The organism is uncultured Thermosynechococcus sp. (genome assembly GCF_938074695.1).
In the GTDB taxonomy this organism is placed as follows: Bacteria; Cyanobacteriota; Cyanobacteriia; order Thermosynechococcales; family Thermosynechococcaceae; genus Thermosynechococcus.
In genome coordinates this window covers 1-15023 of sequence record NZ_CALJEM010000030.1, presented here as the reverse complement: position 1 = coordinate 15023, position 15023 = coordinate 1, and the positions used below count along the sequence as shown (strand labels likewise).

The window sequence follows — 15023 nt, the reverse complement described above, 5'->3', positions numbered from 1 at the left end:
TCCAATTGTAATTCCAGCACTGCTCTAACCAACCTATCAACGTGTGACGAGGAGCAGAAACTTGGCGTACCACTGACCACACCTGCAGTGCCGCTAGGGGAGAGTTGGCCTCCGCTGTCAGGGGTTGATAGGGGGCATACTCACAGGGCACACCCAAATCGGTGAGCCGTTGGTAGATTGGCCAACGCAGTTGCCATGGAACTGCAATAAGCTGGGGGTTTATAGACATTCAATAAGCACTCCGTTGTTGAAAAAATACAGCAAAGTAGCTTAGGATGGGTCTGTTAGAGCAAATGGCAGTAGCTCACTAGTGCCCCAAAGGAGTATCGTGCTATGACGACCAGGACTTCGCCACGCCAAGCCTTTGGCGAGATGGCTGACACGGTAGTGTTGCTGGACAAATCCACGACAACACCGGTGTGCGAAGGGATGAATCGCCTCCTGGCGAGTTTTCAAGCCCTTTATTTGCAGTACCAAAAGCATCATTTTGTTGTTGAGGGTGCAGAGTTTTACATGCTGCATCAGTTTTTCCAAAACTGCTACGAACAGGTGCAAGGTCACATCCACGACTTGGGAGAACGGCTCAATGGCTTGGGAGGTGTGCCCGTGGCCGGTTTCCAGCAGTTGGCAGCTCTCTGTGGTTTTACCCCTGAACCCGAGGGGGCTTTTAGCTGTCGGCAAATGCTCAGCAATGATTTGCAAGCGGAGCAGGCCATTATCGGAATTCTGCGGCAACAGGCTACCCAGGCAGAAAGTTTGGGCGATCGCGCCACGGCGTATCTGTACGATCAAATCCTCTTGAAGACGGAGGAGCGCGCCTACCATATTGCCCACTTTCTGGCCGACGATAGCCTGAAGGGGTAGTCTTTCGCAATTTTGGTTAACGAGTCCTAACACAAGATGATATTTATTCATACCATACCCCCACTCAAGGGGGTTTTTTAATGCAGATTTTTCCTACCACTTAGCCTAGCCTAATTGAAATTTAATTGCAATAACTTTCCTCAAGATTGTTCGTTGCAGGACGCTGGCGCGGATATTGCTGCATCAGGGTGCGCACCTGCTCGGCGTGGTAGGAACTGCGGGTAAGGGGAGAGGAGACCACCTGCAAAAAGCCCATGGATTCTCCCAGTTGGCGCCATGCCTCAAATTGCACTGGGGGAATAAACGCCTGCACAGGTAAGTGTTTGGGACTGGGTTGGAGGTACTGGCCAATCGTGAGAATATCACAGCCCACTTGCCGCAGATCTGCCATTACCGCCGCTACCTCCTCAGGGGTTTCTCCCAAGCCCACCATAATGCCGGACTTGGAGTAGATCCACGGAGCGCGATCGCGCACCCGTTGCAGCAGCTCTAGACTGCGCTGATAGTTGCCTTGAGGACGCACCCGCCGATAGAGACGGGGCACCGTTTCGGTGTTGTGGTTGAGCACGTCTGGACTGGCAGCCAAAATTTGGTCTAGGGCTTGCCAATTGCCACACAGATCGGGAATGAGTACTTCAATAGTGGTCTGGGGCGATCGCGCCCGCACGGCCTCAATCGTGGCCACAAAGTGAGATGCCCCACCATCCGGCAGATCATCCCGATTCACGGCGGTAATCACGACATGATTAAGACGCAGGCGCACTACCGCTTCCGCAAGGCGGTGAGGTTCAGTGGCATCCAAGGGCAGAGGCTTTTTGGCAAAATCAATATCGCAGTAGGGGCAAGCGCGGGTGCACGCTGAACCCATCATTAAGAACGTCGCTGTTCCTTCATGGAAACACTCCCCAATATTGGGGCAAGAGGCCTCTTCGCAAACGGTATTAAGATTTAAGTCCCGCAGGAGTTCCTTGACTGACCCGACCCGCTGCCATTGGGGGGCTTTGACCCGTAACCACTCCGGTTTAATCACCACGGCTAACTCCACTGCAAATTCAAAAACAAACAAAGGGAAAACGTCAATTGTGCCACCAACAGAAAGATGTAAATCAAAGCACGGGGACGGAAAATCGTCAGCAATAACCCCAGCCCCTTGAGATCCACCATGGGGCCGAGAACCAGAAAAGCAAGAATTGACCCCGGTGTAAACGTGGCAGCAAAGGCCAGGGCAAAGAAGGCATCCACGGTGGAGCAAATGGAAATCACTGTGCCGAGGAGCATCATCGCCACCACTGAGATCACCGGCCCTTGGCCAAGGCTGAGAATGAGTTCACGGGGAACAGCTACCTGAATGAGCGTTGCCCCTAGACTGCCGAGGACGAGAATGCCCCCCAGTTCACGAAATTCTTGCACTACATTGTCTAGAACTTGGGGTAGGCGCTGCTGCCAGGGAATCCTTGGGGGAGGGGGGGCAAGGGTTAACGTTTCCATGGCAAGGGGTTGACCGGGGGTACCCAACAAGTAAGTGCCCGACTGCAGCAGGGCAGGAACAGCCGTTGTTTGGGGTTGGGGGCGACGCATCAGAGCGGTGACGGTGGGCTGCAAAAAGGGGGTGAGATCCTTTTGAAAACTAAAGACCCAGCCAATAGTGGTGGCGATCGCCAGTGAAAAGAGGACACGAAACACGACAATCTCCGGCTGATCGCGAAAGGCCGTCCAAGTTGCCCAAATTACAATTGGGTTGATCGTGGGTGCCGCCAACAAAAAACCAATGACCACGGAGGTCGGCAGCCCTTGTATTAGCAATCGCCGCGCCACCGGTACATTGCCACACTCGCATACCGGAAAAAGAAAGCCGATACAACTGCCCACCAAAGCGCCCAGCAGGGGCGATCGCGGTAAGCGACGAATCAGGGCCTGCTCATCTACAAACAGCAGTAGCCCACTGGAAAGCAAAATCCCCAGCAGCAGAAATGGCAGCGCCTCTACCAAGAGGCTCAGAAAAAGTGTGAAGCCGCTCTGCAATTGATTCGCAAATGTCATGGGGTTAGCGTGGAGTTTGGGATACAATCTCCTTCAATTCAAGGGGACTCGGCTGGATATCCGTTTGCCGTGAGTCGGTAATCAGCCAATCTAGGGCAGCCGCTTTCAGATCAATGGTGGTGCCCGTTTTATCGACGCAGTAGCGCCCAAAGACCAGTTTATCCACCAAGCGAACATCGGATCCGAGGCGAGAATACTCAAAAATCACGCAGTTATCAACGACTGCACCACTGCAAATGTGGCAGTTGGGACCAATCATTGTCGGTCCAATAATTGTTGCGCCGTCTTCAATCTTCGTCATGCCGCCAATGTACACCGGGCCTTGGATCGTCACCTTATCCCAATTAGCCGCCACATTCAGCCCAGTATAAATTCCCGGAAACCGCTCATGGCCGGGAATCGAAACATTCTTAATTGTACCGTCGAGAACGCCCCGCACCGCTTGCCAGTAGTCGGGTACTTTACCAATGTCAATCCACTCAAAGTCCATGGCTAGCCCATAGAAGGGGGCACCCATTTCTACGAGCTTGGGAAATAGCTGGCTCCCAATGTCATACTCTTGGTTGGAGGGAATATAATCAATGACCTCTGGCTCAAAAATATAAATCCCCGTGTTGATATTGTTGCTCAGGGCTTCTTCGACACTGGGTTTTTCTTGGAAGGCAATGATGCGATCAGACTCATCGGTAACAACAACGCCGTAGCTCGAGACATCTTCTTTGGGCACTGTTTTCATAATTACGGTGGCGATCGCCCCCTTTTGGCGGTGCCAAGCCACGGCTGCTGTCAAATCCAAATCAATCAGGGCATCGCCGCACAAAACAACAAACGTATCGTCAAAAAAGGGGTGAAAATCTTGAATTCGCTTAATCCCCCCTGCAGAACCTAGGGCTTTCCCCACCAGTTCACCGTCTTTAATATAGCCTTCAAAGGAGTAGGCAATCTCTACCCCAAAGCGCTGTCCGTCCTGAAAGTACCTTTCAATCTCATGGGCTAGGTGGCTAACGTTGACCATAATTTCGGTAAACCCGTGCTGGCGGAGGAGTTCGACGAGAAATTCCATCACGGGCTTTTGCAAAATTGGGATCATTGGCTTAGGAATGGTGTATGTAATCGGGCGTACCCGCGTGCCTTTTCCAGCCGCCAAGATCATTGCTTTCATATCGGTTGTACCCAATCTACCAACACATCAAGGGAGACAGCCCCGCTTATAATGACAACCCTTTTCTAAGGTGGTTGAACCCTTTCGAGTATGTTCCATCCCTGTGAAAAGAGCGGTATCCCCCCTAGCTTACCTTAATCAAGAGCATATACCCGCCCATGGTAAAGCAAGCGCGTAATGCCTTTGGACTGAAGATAGCTGCGCACTTTCCGCAGCATTTCTCCGTCGGGTACCTTGACGACTGTCTTGCGCCACTGCACATCGCTGGCTTTATAAAGGCGTTGATTTTGCTGAGAATAGCGGAGAGCCACAGGACGGCTATCGAAAATGGGTAAGGTGCTTTGTTGAGCCTCCTCACTAGAGAGGGCGCCTAAGCCGCGAAAGGCCTTCAAAGGACGAGTCAGTAATTCAGCCCGCCGATCCACGACGACATAACAAGGACGGGGCAGCACAGCCTCCGAAAGGGGCATAATCTCCACCGACTGCACCACTTCCACCTCGGCAAGCTCAGGTAAAGGAATGTCTTCATCCAGTTCCTCTTCGTCCTCCTCTTCGAGATCCTCATCCTCTTCATCGCTATAGTCATCCTCATCGAGGGCAACGGTCTCTGCTGGTTCTACGTCGAGGTCATCCTCCTCTGCTATCTCATCCGTTGTTGCCATTGCGAGTAAGGGCACTTCTTCAGTCTCAGGAACAGCAGCTTTCTCCTCCATTTGTTTGATGACACGGCGAATGGTATTTTCACTCACACCAAACTCCGCTGCCAGAGCCTTAATTGTTTGTCCGGCGGTGTACTGTTGAAAGATACGCTGGCGTTCGCTGTCGCTGAGTCGCTTGTAGGTCATGGATGAGTAAGAAGCAGATGGCAAGATCTAATCTATTATCTGAGGTGGCGGTGCCAGAATACTGATTTTATCCAAAACCGATCACCCCCTAGCGCAGGCGCACAAACCCTGCCTTTTCAATGGCCGCTTGTCCTTGATCGGTGAGCAAAAGTTCAGCGTAGGCACGACCCGCTTGGGCATCAAGGCTATTGTCTTCCTTAGCAATCACAAATAGGCGGCGGGTGATGGGGTAAGTGCCCTCTTGAAACGCGCGGTGATTGAGTTGGTTGCGCTGTTGAGGACAGCGTGCCGGAGGAACGTAGGGTTCCTGATAGGGAGGGACGTATTGATTGGGCTGACGACCGAGGGGAAGCGGGTGGATGCTGCACTGACCGACTACCTCTGGGGCAGAGGCATAGTAAATGCCCCCTAATGTGGCAGCAACACGCCGTAGGCCATCGGTAGTATCCCGAACCATGACGACGTTACGACCAAAGGGCTGTTTGCCTAGGACTTCTTGAATAAAGTATTCAACGGTGCCCCCATCTTCAGGTCGGCGGGAAAAGGGCGTGATGGTTAGATTCGGTCCGCCCACCTGCTGCCAGTTGGTTATTTTGCCTGTGTAGATGTCCGTAACCTGTTGCACTGTCAGTCCAGGGATGCCCAGCCTCGGATTGACGGCGATCGCCAGCCCATCAATAGCTACGGGAATCGCAGTTAATTTCATACCCTGAGCGGCTGCCTTGGCTATCTCTTCCTCCTTCAGGGGACGGGAAGACTGCGAGAAAGACAGTTGATTATTCAACAACATGCGAATGCCACTGCCCGATCCTGGGGTTCCCGTGGGCGGATCCACATAGCGCAGTTGAAAGTTTGGCCAAGCCGCTTGCAGCAGCGGATCCACATCGCGGCGAATCGGTGCCCAAGTGGTGCTGCCGCCATAATTAAACAGTCCACTGGGGACATTTTTCACTTGGGTAAATGTGGATTGACCGCCACTTCCCAGATTGGAACCTCCATTGCCCAATGGGGCGCCCTCATTCATGAGGCGAAGCACCAGCACTGCACCAATGCCCAAAAGACCTAGGGTAGTCAGCAGGGAAAGAAGTAGAGGCAAGAGAGAATGACTTTTCCCTTGGGACATACAAAATAATTGCTGGCATTTTTTCTAGCCTAGCCCAAACCAGCGAATGTTGTGGGCGCGGTGTGGAGTTCCGCTGCGTCAGCCGCTAACACCCCCATTAGCGCAGAATCGGGAATTCCGCGAAAATGATGAAGAAAGGTTTGTTGAGTTTACTATGCGCTACCGTCGCTTTGGTCGCACCCAACTCCCAATGCCCGTCTTTTCCTGTGGCGGCATGCGCTATCAGTTTTCATGGCAGGATATTAGTCCGAGTACGATTCCTGAGGACAATCAACGCAATCTAGAGGCGACGATTCGCCGAGCCGTTGAGCTAGGAATTAATCACATTGAAACCGCGCGGGGTTATGGCACTTCAGAAGTGCAGTTGGGCAAAATTCTACCTCGGTTGCCGCGCGAAAAACTGATCGTGCAAACCAAAGTGGCGCCTAAACCCACGGCCAAGGAATTTCGGGAAACTTTGGAAACCTCGCTGCGCAATCTGCGGCTAGACTACATTGATTTGCTGGGGATCCATGGCATTAATCTCCCGGAGCATCTAGAACAGGTGTTGCGACCGGGGGGATGCCTAGAGGTGGCACGGGACTTTCAAGCGGCAGGGAAGATTCGCTTCATAGGTTTTTCTACCCACGGTAGCCTGGAGGTGATTCGGCAGGCGATCGCCAGCGATGTTTTTGACTATGTCAACCTGCACTGGTACTACATCAACCAGCAGAATTGGCCCGCCATCCTTGATGCCCAAGCCCGCGATATGGGCGTTTTTATCATTAGCCCTGCGGATAAAGGGGGGATGCTCTACAAACCACCCCGACGCCTTGTGGAACTGTGTGCCCCCCTCAGCCCAATCGTCTTTAACGATTTGTTTTGCCTCTCCCATCCCCAAGTGCATACCCTCAGTATTGGTGCTGCTCGCCCCAGTGATTTTGACGAACACCTGAAGGTGCTAGACCTTCTAGATCAGGCCGATGAGATTCTGCCGCCGATCTTGGCACGGCTAGAGCAAGCTGCCATTGAGCGTCTGGGGGAAGACTGGTATTACACTTGGCAGGAGGGACTGCCGGACTACCGCCACACCCCCGGTGAAGTGAATATCCCGATCATTCTCTGGCTGTGGAATCTGGTGCAGGCCTATGATTTGCTCGAGTATGCCCGCATGCGCTATAACTTGCTTGGCAACGGCGGCCACTGGTTTCCGGGTGCCAATGCAGCACAGGTCAAACACTTGGATTTAGCCCCCTGTTTGCAGAACAGTCCCCATCGGCACAAGATCCCAAGAATTTTGCAAGCGGCCCATGATCTGCTGAGTGGCACTCCCCAGCGGCGATTATCTCAGTCCTAGGGATAGGGGAGTTCCCCCAGCAAATCGCGGACAATTCCCCTAGGCGATCGCTCTTTGTGCCACCGACAATAGAAGTATTAAGGGTAAGAGGTCAACACTATGGATTTTATCTATCACCTCAGCAATGCCAGCCTTACCCTGCGGGTTGTGCAATTCTTGCATGAATACGCCAATTTACCTGTTCAGTTTGTTACGGTCATTCATCAAGTAGATGGATGGGTGGTTCGCATTAAAATGCATTCGCCCCTCTGCGACACACAAGCAGGGAATTTCCGCGCCTTCTTGAACGAATTGGGTTTCCCCTACACACCAAAGATTTCGCTGAAAATGGCACTGTGGGCACTGGAAACCGGGCAGTCAATGGTGGATGTAATGCGTCGTTATCAAGTGGCGATTGTCTCCCACGGCTACCCCAACTACGATGATATTGAAGTGTTTCGCAAACAGTTTATTCAAGGCTTGGGCTACTGCCCTGAAACCTTAGCTTAGGATGCTATCACTCCTTGGCCTTGCTCCCGGCGATGCTGCAAGATTCGTTCTGCAAGGGGGAGATCGCTGGGGGTGGTGATCTTGAGATTGGTTTCTTCGCCGGGGACAATGTGCACGGCATAGCCGAGGCGTTCAAAGAGGGCAGCATCATCTGTGACCTCCCAGCCTTTGGCCACAGCCATTTCATGGGCAATACGCAGGGGTTCGACGCGAAAGCCTTGGGGGGTTTGGGCGGCCCAAAGGGAAGCCCGCTCTGGAGTTTGGACAACAACGCCTTCACGGTTGACGATTTTAATTGTATCTTTGACGGGTACCGCTGCAATCAGGCCGGCATAGGTCTTTAAGGCGTGGGCACAGCGGTTAATCAGATCAGGGGTAGCCAGACAGCGGGCACCATCGTGGATCAGCACCTGCTCAGCCGTTTCAGGGAGCGCCTGCAACCCGTTAAACACTGAGGCTTGGCGGGTCTCACCTCCTTGAATCAAATGGACAGGCTGTCGTAGGTTCAAGTCCCCCAGGAGTGCTTCCCAAATGGGAAAGTCCTCTGGCTGGCCAATGACGCCAATCCATTCGATGGCATCGGCAGCAGCAACCGCTTCTAGGGTCCATGCCAAAAGGGGTTTACCAAGGAGTTGCAAGCGCAGCTTATTGTGGCTTGCCCCCATGCGTTTACCCATGCCGGCGGCGGGAATGAGGATGTGCATTCATGCCCTTTTGAAGACTGTTTTTTTATCTTGGCATAGGCAGGCTCTGGGTACTATGACTCTGTAGGACGGCTGGCCAAATTGATGCGATCGCTGAGTTGCCGCAGCAGGCTGCCCATTTCTGGATCGGTACGTTGCAGTTCGGCCACCTTGTCACAGCTATACATGACGGTGGTGTGATCCTTACCGCCAAACTCTTCACCAATTTTCGGCAGACTCAAGCCGGTGTATTGGCGCATCAAATACATGCCCACTTGACGTGCCATGCTAATTTCGCGGCGGCGGGAGTTGCCCTTGAGATCACTGATGGACACGTTCAGCGCTTCAGAGACCACCTTCAGGATGACTTCTGGTGAGGTTTCAATTTTACGAGTGGTTGGACTCAAGACGGGGGCTATATTTTCCACCGTCATCGGTAACCCCGAAATAGAAATGTAGGCAACGGCTCGAATCAGTGCCCCCTCCAATTCCCGAATATTGGAGGTGTAGCTGGCGGCAATATACTCAATCACCTCCCGCGGCAAGCGAATATTCTCGTACTCCGCTTTTTTCTGGAGGATGGCCATACGGGTTTCCAAGTCGGGGGGTTGAATATCGGCAATTAGCCCCATGGAAAAGCGGGAACAGAGGCGCTCCTGGAGACGGGGAATTTGACTGGGGGGGCGATCGCTGGCCAAGACCACCTGCTTGCCGGCCTCGTGCAGCGTGTTGAAGGTGTGAAAAAACTCCTCTTGGGTATATTCTTTGCCCTCAATGAATTGAATGTCATCCACCAGCATGATGTCTGCGGCACGATAGTGCTCGCGAAAGCTCTGCATACTGTCTTTGCGGATGGCGGCAATCAAGTCATTCGTAAACTGCTCGGTAGAAACATAGAAAATCTTGGCATTGGGGTCAATTTCCAAGCGATAGTGACCAATTGCCTGCATGAGATGGGTTTTGCCCAAGCCAACCCCGCCACAGAGAAACAGGGGGTTAAACTCCCGCCCCGGTGATTCCGCCACGGCCAAGCAGGCCGCATGGGCCATGCGGTTATTGGGGCCAACCACATAGCGGGAAAAGACGTACTTAGGATTTAGTTCACTGCCGCGAGGGCGAGCTGTAGGGGTGGTCGCCTCTGCTTCAGCACGACTGGTGGGGCGAATACTGGGGTCGTGCTCTGCCCCTTGGGCGATCGCCAGTTCAATCTCTACCGCCTTACCGACAACCTCCCGTGCCACATCGGCAATGGTTTTCAGATAGTACTTTTGCAACCAGTTGCGAGCAAAGGGATTGGGGGTGCAAATGGTCAGCGTTTGGCCATCAAAGGACTGCACCGTTGCCGTCTTGATCCAAGTTTCAAACGTCGGGCGACTGAGCAACAGTTGCAACCGCTCTAAAATTTGATGCCAGAGATCTTCGGCAGAGCTAATCACGCAAACCTCGTCCGTAGGATGTGAGCAAGGATAGGCAACACGACCAAAACAGCAATAGCCTTCTAGAGCTACCGCTGCCTCACGGGAAGTGATACGATTGTAGATCGCTCTAACCACTGACTAGGGCGTGCCCTTTGGGGCAGTGTTTGTTCTAATGAACCATCATAACTGCAACAGCTATGACGCAACGTACACTGGGCGGCACTGTCCGCAAACGCAAACGCACCTCCGGATTCCGTGCGCGCATGCGTACCAAATCGGGTCAGAACGTAATCAAGGCACGGCGCCGTAAGGGACGGGCACGGCTCACCGTCTAGTGCTGCCTCGTCAACATCGCCTGCGCGATCGCCATGATTTTGACCGTGTCTATGAACACAAAACCGCCCACCACGGCAAACTGGCCGTTCTTTGGCTGGCACCCCAATCCCATAGGGCAGCGCCACGGCTGGGGATCGTGGTCGGCAAAAAGGTCAGCAAGCGAGCCGTTGATCGCAACCGTTTGAAGCGGCAGTGGCGACGGGTGATCCACCCACTGCTACCGCAGATAGCCGCAGGGTGGGATATGATTGTGGTAGTGCGTCAGGCGGCACTGCAAGTCAGTGACGAGGACTGTCGCGCTGAATTGACGCAATTGATGGCCAAAGCAGGGGTACTGACGATGCCGGGAATTTCGGAAGACGTTTTCTACGAAGGCGGTCCCCATTGGGGTGACTTGCTGATCAACTTACTGTTGGGGCTGACGGTGATTTGTTTGCCCCTCACGGTCGGTGCCATTGTCCGTGCCCTCTGGCTGCGTTACCGTATTACAAATCGGCGAATTACCGTGATTGGTGGCTGGATGGGGCGCGATCGCTCCGATGTCATCTACAGTGAAATCACTAAAGTCGTCACCGTTCCCCGTGGTTGGGGAGCCTACGGCGACATGGTTATCACCCTCAAAGATGGTAGCCGTTTAGAAATGCGTGCTGTCCCTCGCTTTCGTGAAATCTACAACTACATTGCCACTAAATTGAGTCCCGCTGCCAAAAGTGTCAGTGGCGCGATTGGTTCTTAAGACCTAAGATAGTTCTGTTAACTGTTCACCCTTAATTGCAGGATTCCATGGATTTTGGTATCGGTTTCCTCTCCAACAATGTCATGCTGCCAATCCTTGATTTTTTCTATGGGATTGTGCCGAGCTATGGCCTTGCCATTGTGGCGCTGACACTGGTGGTGCGCTTTGCCCTTTATCCCCTCAGTGCAGGATCCATTCGCAACATGCGGCGCATGAAAGTTGTGCAGCCGATCATGCAAAAGCGGATGCAGGAAATCCAACAAAAATACAAGGACAATCCTGCGGAACAGCAAAAGGCAATGGCAGAGGTGTATAGGGAATTTGGCAATCCCTTGGCGGGTTGCTTTCCCCTGCTGTTGCAGTTGCCGATTCTTTTTGCCCTTTTTGCCACACTGCGCGGTTCCCCCTTTGCCGATGTGAATTACCAGCTCAACCTACAAATTGTTCCCCCCGATCAAGCGGTCATAGCCCAACCCTTTGCCACTAAACCGCAAAATATTTACGTTGACGAAGGAGTACACTTTCCCATTCAGGCAGTGGTTCCCATCGGTACCAAAATTCCCGTGGGTCAAACAGTCGATCTTCAATTTCAAACTAAGGAAGGTAAGCCTTTTAGTGAACTGGTAGCTGCCTATCCCAATAGCCATTTGCAACCTAAGTGGCAAATTATTCGCGGTCAAGAGCGGGCAACCGTTGACAGTGAAGGCCATCTGCAGGCTCTGCAACCCGGCGATGTAACCGTTCAGGGCACAATTCCGGGAATTGCGGCAGATAAAGGTTTCCTCTTCATTTCTGCCCTTGGCCATGTGGGGGTCATTGATCAAGGGGAACTGTTTACAACCCTGCCCGACGGTACACGCCAGTTTAATTGGGGTGCGATCCACTGGGATATTCTGATCATGATTCTTGGCTTTGGCGTCAGTCTCTACGTCAACCAGTTGCTCTCTGGCCAAGGGAGCAGCAATAACCCCCAGCAGCAAACCGTGAATCAATTGACGCCAATTATCTTTTCGGGAATGTTTCTCTTTTTCCCGCTGCCGGCAGGGGTACTGCTCTATATGTTGATCGCCAACATCTTCCAGACGGTGCAAACCTTTATCCTGCAACAGGAGCCACTGCCAGAAAATCTGCAGAAACTCGTGGAAGAGCAGGAACGAGCGGAAGCCCTCAAAAATCGGGCTGCTCTTCCCTTTGAGGGCAAGGGTGCCAAAAGTACCAAGGCCACCAAAGCTAAGCGGAATCCATCCAGTTGAGGGGAGGCATGACGGCTGATCCAATTGCTGCGGGGTGTGCGTGGCTGGAACAGGCGCTTGCTTTGGCAGGCTTTAAGACAACTGTTGCTGTGGTGGAGTCCCCATTAGCGGGTGTGGTACCGGGGCATTGGCTGGAAATTGATCGCCAGTGGCTAAGTGCTGCACAAATTGAGGCACTCTTGGCCAACAACGCCCAAGCCCTTGATGCGCTGCAATATCTGCTCAACGCTACGTTGAATTTAGGGCGATCGCGGGAGGAACAAACGGCCTTTACTTTGGAATTGGCAGGCTACCGCCGTGCCCGTTATCGTCAGTTGCAGCAGATTGCCCAGCAGGTGGCTGCCCAAGTCCTCGGCACCGGTAAACCCGTTGAAATCCGCTCCCTTTCAGCAGCAGAGCGGCGTGTCGTGCACAGTCTTATTAGGGTAGAGAGCGATCGCCTGGAAACCTTTAGCTATGGTGAAGAGCCAGATCGGCGCTTGGTGGTGCAGTTAGCCCAAGGGACTAAGGCTGAGGTGGCGGCTGATGCGCTGGAGCAGGTATAGCCCCAAAATCGAGTTGCCACTGCTATCGAGGGGGGGACTGTAGCAGGCGATCGCCCCTTGGCGTGGCACAATGGCCAAAATTACGCCGCTCACCCCCGATTTCATGGGTAAGCCAATCTCTAGGGCATAGCGGGGGGAGTCCTCGTAGAGGCCACAGGTAAGCATGAGCACATTCACCTGCTGGCGGTGGCGATCGCTCACCTTTTCATGGGGCAACGCTAAGAGGAGACCCAAGCGAGCGACTTCCTCAATTGTTCCTTGGAAACAGCACACCTGATTGTAGTTCTCAAGGGCGACCCCCGCATCAGCAATGCGTCCAGACTCCACCAAGAAGTGGGCAAGGGAGCGATTTTGCCAGTTGGGATGGCGATAGACCGCCGCTAACACCTCCTGATCTACTTGTAGCTGGGTACCCGCACACTCATTGAGCCAAGTTTGAAAAACGGCGACACCGCCCACATGGGTCAACTGGCTCGCGAGGGCGATCGCCCCACTGTTGATCATTGGATTCCGCGGCCATCCCTGATCAAGGGTTAACTGCACCACAGAGTTATAGGGGTAATCCGAGGGGCGCTGCCCTACCCACGTCCACACCTGCTCTTGCCATAGCGTCAAGGCATACAGGAGTAAAAAGGGCTTAATCGCGCTCATTAAGGGAAAGCGTAAACTGGAACACCCCAGCGTAAACTGGTGCTCCGGCGTAACCACTGCCAAAGCAAAGGCCTCAGCCCCCACCCTCGGTAGCCGCTGAAGCGGTTCCCCCTTAGGAATCTCTGTTGCAGCCGCCTCAAGCCACTCTTGGATGAGGGCAGGGTGGAGGTGCTTCAACATTACTGCGCCTAAGCGTTGGCATCAAGGGAAAGTTGCTCGCTACTGGTCACCCGTCGCCGCCGCCGCCGCCCTGCGGGCATAGAGGCCTCTGGCGGTGCTGCCTCCGCGACCGATTCGGTGTTAGGAGTCACTTCTTGCTCACTGCTATTGAGTAACGTTGTGGCAGGAATCGGCTCGACATTAATCGTGCTAGCCCCAGGGGAGGGCAGCTCATCGGCAGTTTCCGGAACATCCTCAGGCATTCCCTCGCTGATGGGTCGCGCCGTTTTCTTGGGAAGGGGCAGGGGGTCTTGGCCGGGGCGTGCCACCATAACAATCGTTCCCTGAGGATTCTTCACTTCTCCAGAATGCAGTACAAGGGGTGAAATTCCCATTTCTGCATAGACCGCCTGCTCTTGATCCGTCATCGTTACCGTAATTACTTCCGCGGGTTCCGAGCGGCTAGGACGGGCAGGGCGTGGGGAACGACTCTCCACTTTGACCACAGGAGAGGGTGCCGTCTCCGTCGGTGCCGTAATTACCTTACGGCCATTGCCATTTTCGGCGGTACGGCGAGGACTGCGGGGGGTTGGTGGAGGACTACTGCGGGAGGAACGGGGACGAATCCCCCCCACTGCTTGGTAGTCAGGGTGGTTAATGAGCTGACTCTCTAAGCTGCTACTGGCAAACCCGTTAGGTTCACTGCGGGGTTCTAGGCTGCGGCGTGGCTCCGGTGGACGTGGCATGGGCGATCGCTCGACAATTTCACCGGGGCTGTCTTCCGGTTCACCGGGCAAATGTACCAAGTGCCCCAAGCCACCGCAAGCACTACAGGGGCGGCCAAAGAGTTCATAGATACTTTGCCCTTGGCGTTTGCGGGTCAGTTCCACCAAGCCCAGTTCTGAGAGTTGAGCAATCTGGGGTCGGGCTTTATCGGCACGCAGGGCTTTACTAAAGTGCTCCAGCAGTTGCAACTGGTCGCGGCGAGAATCCATGTCAATAAAATCCACAATGATCACGCCAGCAATATTGCGGAGCCGCAGTTGGCGCGCTATTTCTGTAGCCGCTTCGCAGTTTGTCCACAGCACTGTTTCCCGCGAGGTTGCCGAACTGGTGAATGAACCGGAGTTGACATCAATGACCGTCAGCGCCTCCGTAGGTTGAATGATGATATAGCCGCCAGAGGGCAAATCAACACGGGGTTTAAGGGCTTCGCGGATGGCAGCATTGACCCGGAAGTAGTCCAAAATGGGAATGGGTTCTTGGTGATAGTCAATGAGAACCCCCACCGGCCTATTGGCATTCCAGTTTTTCAGGTGCTGTTTTACCCGCTTAACCCCCTCCGGGGTATCCACGACAATGCGATTGACATCACTGCTATAG

At 53.6% G+C, this 15023-nt stretch carries 17 protein-coding genes and 1 pseudogene; 8 read left to right on the top strand and 10 right to left on the bottom strand.

What is annotated here, in order from left to right; translation table 11 throughout:
* Nucleotides 1–229 (bottom strand): Asr1405/Asl0597 family protein (locus Q0683_RS05115; RefSeq protein WP_298976602.1); only part of this gene is annotated, 229 nt, incomplete at its 3' end.
* A gap of 104 nt (nt 230–333) precedes the next feature.
* On the opposite strand from Q0683_RS05115, the gene Q0683_RS05110 reads away from it, so the two are divergent.
* The gene (locus Q0683_RS05110; RefSeq protein ID WP_298616064.1) at nt 334–864 is read left to right on the top strand and encodes a Dps family protein; all 531 of its coding nucleotides are present in this window, start codon (nt 334–336) and stop codon (nt 862–864) included.
* A 121-nt stretch (nt 865–985) separates the two neighbouring features.
* Here Q0683_RS05110 and lipA read toward each other — a convergent pair whose 3' ends face one another.
* From lipA to Q0683_RS05085, 5 genes are all read right to left on the bottom strand, one after another.
* Complete coding sequence (gene lipA, locus Q0683_RS05105; RefSeq protein ID WP_298976600.1) at nt 986–1897, bottom strand: lipoyl synthase; 912 nt, start codon at nt 1895–1897, stop codon at nt 986–988.
* A gap of 2 nt (nt 1898–1899) precedes the next feature.
* Entirely contained in the window at nt 1900–2904 is a 1005-nt protein-coding gene (locus Q0683_RS05100; RefSeq protein ID WP_298616062.1) for a permease, read from the bottom strand.
* A gap of 4 nt (nt 2905–2908) precedes the next feature.
* Complete coding sequence (locus Q0683_RS05095; protein WP_298976597.1) at nt 2909–4066, bottom strand: NDP-sugar synthase; 1158 nt, start codon at nt 4064–4066, stop codon at nt 2909–2911.
* A gap of 134 nt (nt 4067–4200) precedes the next feature.
* Complete coding sequence (locus Q0683_RS05090) at nt 4201–4911, bottom strand: helix-turn-helix domain-containing protein (RefSeq protein WP_298616059.1); 711 nt, start codon at nt 4909–4911, stop codon at nt 4201–4203.
* A gap of 88 nt (nt 4912–4999) precedes the next feature.
* On the bottom strand, nt 5000–6034 hold the full coding sequence (locus tag Q0683_RS05085; RefSeq protein ID WP_298976595.1) for a PstS family phosphate ABC transporter substrate-binding protein: 1035 nt from the start codon (nt 6032–6034) through the stop codon (nt 5000–5002).
* 154 nt (nt 6035–6188) lie between these two features.
* Here Q0683_RS05085 and Q0683_RS05080 point away from each other — a divergent pair, with 154 nt between their 5' ends.
* A complete protein-coding gene (locus Q0683_RS05080) occupies nt 6189–7370 on the top strand; it encodes an aldo/keto reductase (protein ID WP_298614506.1) in 1182 nt (393 codons plus the stop codon).
* A gap of 99 nt (nt 7371–7469) precedes the next feature.
* Complete coding sequence (locus Q0683_RS05075; protein ID WP_298614504.1) at nt 7470–7859, top strand: hypothetical protein; 390 nt, start codon at nt 7470–7472, stop codon at nt 7857–7859.
* On the opposite strand, the gene ispD is transcribed toward Q0683_RS05075, so the two are convergent.
* Nucleotides 7856–8563, bottom strand: a complete 708-nt coding sequence (gene ispD / locus Q0683_RS05070; RefSeq protein WP_298618078.1) for a 2-C-methyl-D-erythritol 4-phosphate cytidylyltransferase — start codon at nt 8561–8563, stop codon at nt 7856–7858. The two genes, Q0683_RS05075 and ispD, sit on opposite strands and share 4 nt — an antisense overlap.
* A gap of 53 nt (nt 8564–8616) precedes the next feature.
* Nucleotides 8617–9978, bottom strand: coding sequence for a chromosomal replication initiator protein DnaA (gene dnaA / locus Q0683_RS05065; RefSeq protein WP_298614500.1), 1362 nt, complete (start codon nt 9976–9978; stop codon nt 8617–8619).
* 179 nt (nt 9979–10157) lie between these two features.
* Here dnaA and rpmH point away from each other — a divergent pair, with 179 nt between their 5' ends.
* The 5 genes and pseudogenes from rpmH to Q0683_RS05040 all read left to right on the top strand — a co-directional run bounded on the left by rpmH (nt 10158) and on the right by Q0683_RS05040 (nt 12830).
* Nucleotides 10158–10295 carry a 50S ribosomal protein L34 gene (gene rpmH, locus Q0683_RS05060; protein WP_011056450.1) on the top strand — a complete coding sequence of 46 codons (138 nt, stop codon included), beginning with the start codon at nt 10158–10160 and terminating at the stop codon, nt 10293–10295.
* Nucleotides 10295–10612: pseudogene (gene rnpA / locus Q0683_RS05055) on the top strand (ribonuclease P protein component); the annotation flags it as partial. The gene rpmH and the pseudogene rnpA, both read left to right, overlap by 1 nt.
* 24 nt (nt 10613–10636) lie before the next feature.
* Nucleotides 10637–11032, top strand: a complete 396-nt coding sequence (locus Q0683_RS05050; protein WP_298614508.1) for a PH domain-containing protein — start codon at nt 10637–10639, stop codon at nt 11030–11032.
* Nucleotides 11033–11079: 47 nt separating this feature from the next.
* Nucleotides 11080–12285: a membrane protein insertase YidC gene (gene yidC, locus Q0683_RS05045; protein WP_298976591.1), complete on the top strand. Its 1206-nt coding sequence runs from the start codon at nt 11080–11082 to the stop codon at nt 12283–12285.
* An 8-nt stretch (nt 12286–12293) separates the two neighbouring features.
* Nucleotides 12294–12830 carry a R3H domain-containing nucleic acid-binding protein gene (locus Q0683_RS05040; RefSeq protein WP_298976589.1) on the top strand — a complete coding sequence of 179 codons (537 nt, stop codon included), beginning with the start codon at nt 12294–12296 and terminating at the stop codon, nt 12828–12830.
* On the opposite strand, the gene Q0683_RS05035 is transcribed toward Q0683_RS05040, so the two are convergent.
* Nucleotides 12777–13661, bottom strand: a complete 885-nt coding sequence (locus Q0683_RS05035; RefSeq protein ID WP_298614496.1) for a glutaminase — start codon at nt 13659–13661, stop codon at nt 12777–12779. The two genes, Q0683_RS05040 and Q0683_RS05035, sit on opposite strands and share 54 nt — an antisense overlap.
* Before the next feature lie 8 nt (nt 13662–13669).
* Nucleotides 13670–15023, bottom strand: a 1354-nt coding sequence (locus Q0683_RS05030; RefSeq protein ID WP_298976587.1) for a ribonuclease E/G, incomplete at its 5' end; no start/stop codon positions are given.